Genomic DNA, 2,683 nt, shown 5'->3' on the forward strand with positions numbered 1-2,683 from the left:
AACTACAAGGTCATGGTTTTGTAGTGCTTATATAACCAAGACAAATCTTAGTTACGCTAATTTTTCTAGAGTCATATTAGAAAAGTGCGAACTGTGGGAAAATCGCTGGAATGGCACTGTGATAACTGGCGCCGTGTTTCGTGGCTCCGATCTTTCTTGTGGGGAGTTTTCATCGTTTGATTGGTCTTTGGCTGATTTTACTGGTTGTGATTTAACGGGTGGGGCGCTTGGCGAGCTTGATGCAAGGCGAATTAATTTAGATGGAGTGAAGTTGGATGGAGAGCAGGCGCTTCAGCTTGTTGAGAGTTTAGGTGTTATTGTTCACCGATAAAATCTAGGTAAAAAACGCCTAATGCCCCAATGTGGTACTAATCAAAACGGAGCGAAGCGACATCTTCATCTTGTCTTTGCTTTTCTCCATGATCAGTTATTGGGTCATGGTCTCTTAGCTCGTTAATCTGGCTAAGTTTGGTTAGGTTGGGCTTCTTTCGACACTTCGCAATCCAAGAAATCCCTAGTCCGTTGATTGGTGCTCTTATCAGGTACGCACTGTAATCTTTCGATACCGCAGCGTGATTCGGAGGTAGAGCCGGAATTTCGTTTTCCGGTACGTTTTACTACCACAATTTGCCTGTTTATCCTTTCGGAGACCGGGCTAAGTCCGAGTCAATCAAGTGGTGCATTTGGGTTAATGTCGTTGGCTGGTATTTAATGAGAACGTGACAAGCGCCTCTCACGTTGCTAAGATTGGATTGCGACGTCTAATCTGAGCAACGAATGCACAAGATTTAGAGTACCAGAGCCCTGTGATGCTGTCACGGGGCTTTGTTACATCTGGAGCTTGGTAAACCTCATAAATTCAATTCGCAACGCTCGCCGCAAGGCGTGAACTTGTTTCACGTCGAGGAAGCGGAATTTCTCGAAAGCCTTATACTGTCTCCGTTCACACATGATCGGAGGGTGTCTCTATGTCTCAATTATTTCGTTTGGCATCGCCAGAAGATTACGAATACATCGAAGAATTAAATTTATGGGAATTGTCATTTGATAAGCGACCGGTTCAAGGGGTTCGTTGTGAAGATCCGGTGATCGGGGCAGAAAAATATAATCAAGGGCGTGAAAAATTTAAGGCGTTAGCGTCACGGCATAAAAAACACTGGAAACCGAACGGATTGACCTTTTCGGAGTTGATCCGCTGGGCAATAGAATGCGGAACTCCAGAACAATGTCAGCTTGTTTTAGCGTTATACCATTGCACAAACGATGATGATTATCAGGCGATGGGAATTCAGTTAAGCCGAAGTATTGATAATGCAAATGTCAGTCCGATCATCTTTTTCACAGGTAAAAATCAACGGTTATTAGGTGATATTTCGATGCTAAAACAGCTCGAAGAAAAGGTGCGCTGACGTTAGGTTTACCTATTATTTTATGTATTATCCTATCTATTATTCTATCTCTTATTTTATCTATTTCGTCTGTAATAGGTAGAATAATACATAGAATAAGATACAGAATAATAGATAGACACAAGATGACGTTGTGTTATTTCTTACCCATTAATCCACCTGTTATTCTACCTATTACTTTACCCGTTATTGCACCCAATTTAGGTATAACGGGCAGAATAACGGGTGAAATAATGGGTAGAATCATAGTTTTACTAACTTGCACCCCATGATACTTTCAGTATCAATGCCACTCATTTTCTGGACGAAAATGAATGACATAAGGCTCCGCCCTCTGGCTATTTTCTTCGGCTGGACGCCTGCGAAAAAAACCATTCACCCAAGCCCGTCAAACTCACTGCGTTCGTCTGACCACCCCCTTTTTTCGCCCCTGTATTTGGTCGCTCAAAAATGTGGTGGTCAGACGCTTCGCTTGACGGGGGGCTTTGCCCCCAAAACGAAACACGTTCACTGGGGTTCACTTGCCATCGCTGGGGCGTGTCATTTCGTTTCGGCTCCCCCTGTTTTTCCCTTTCTTCGCTGGACGCTCATCAGGATAAAAACAAAAAGCCTACCGCCCTCGTTTTACTCGGTTGGTCAAATCGCTTCTTGCCACAAAACAAGTTTGTGACTTTCAGCGATTTCGCATCGTTTTACTTGTCAGTTTGCACGATGTTAAAAACGCACTCAGAAGCCCGCAAAACCGTTCTAAACTTTCAGCGTAGATTTGGGTGTTTTATAGGGTGATCGTGTCTTAAAATCGTTTCGAGGGGCTTTAATGGGGATGAACGGGAGGTTTTTGCTAACTAACTTGCCCGTTTAACATAAAAGGGATTGTATGAATCAATTTTAGCTAGAGTTTAAGGTTGTTCAAATTAATGTACAATGATTGCACTGTATAAATAACCAGGTGTAGCATGTATGGAAAAGCACTTTATCAATGAAAAGTTTTCACGAGATCAATTTACGGGGAATAGAGTTAAAAATATTGCCTTTTCAAATTGTGATTTTTCAGGGGTTGATTTAACTGATACTGAATTTGTTGATTGTAGTTTTTACGACAGGAATAGCTTGGAAGGGTGTGATTTTAATAGAGCCAAACTAAAAAACGCTAGCTTTAAAAGCTGCGATTTATCAATGAGTAATTTTAAAAACATTAGCGCCTTAGGTCTTGAAATTAGTGAGTGTTTAGCTCAAGGAGCTGATTTTCGAGGGGCTAATTTTATGAATATGAT

2 protein-coding genes and 1 pseudogene are annotated in these 2,683 nt (G+C 41.7%); all 3 read left to right on the forward strand.

Annotated features, from left to right (window positions below; all coding sequences use genetic code 11):
* Positions 1-331: pseudogene (locus PSF28_RS23445) on the forward strand (pentapeptide repeat-containing protein); the annotation flags it as partial.
* A 637-nt stretch (positions 332-968) separates the two neighbouring features.
* A complete protein-coding gene (locus tag PSF28_RS23450) occupies positions 969-1,409 on the forward strand; it encodes a hypothetical protein (protein WP_015063446.1) in 441 nt (146 codons plus the stop codon).
* Positions 1,410-2,369: 960 nt separating this feature from the next.
* Positions 2,370-2,683, forward strand: a 314-nt coding sequence (locus PSF28_RS23455; RefSeq protein ID WP_272685736.1) for a pentapeptide repeat-containing protein, incomplete at its 3' end; no start/stop codon positions are given.

It is taken from the genome of Providencia sp. PROV130 (assembly GCF_028482225.1).
GTDB classification, from domain to species: Bacteria; Pseudomonadota; Gammaproteobacteria; order Enterobacterales; family Enterobacteriaceae; genus Providencia; species Providencia rettgeri.

Bases quoted from the DNA above. Each gene is read 5' to 3' on its own strand.
- PSF28_RS23450 (WP_015063446.1), top strand. From the start codon at position 969: ATGTCTCAATTATTTCGTTTGGCATCGCCAGAAGATTACGAATACATC.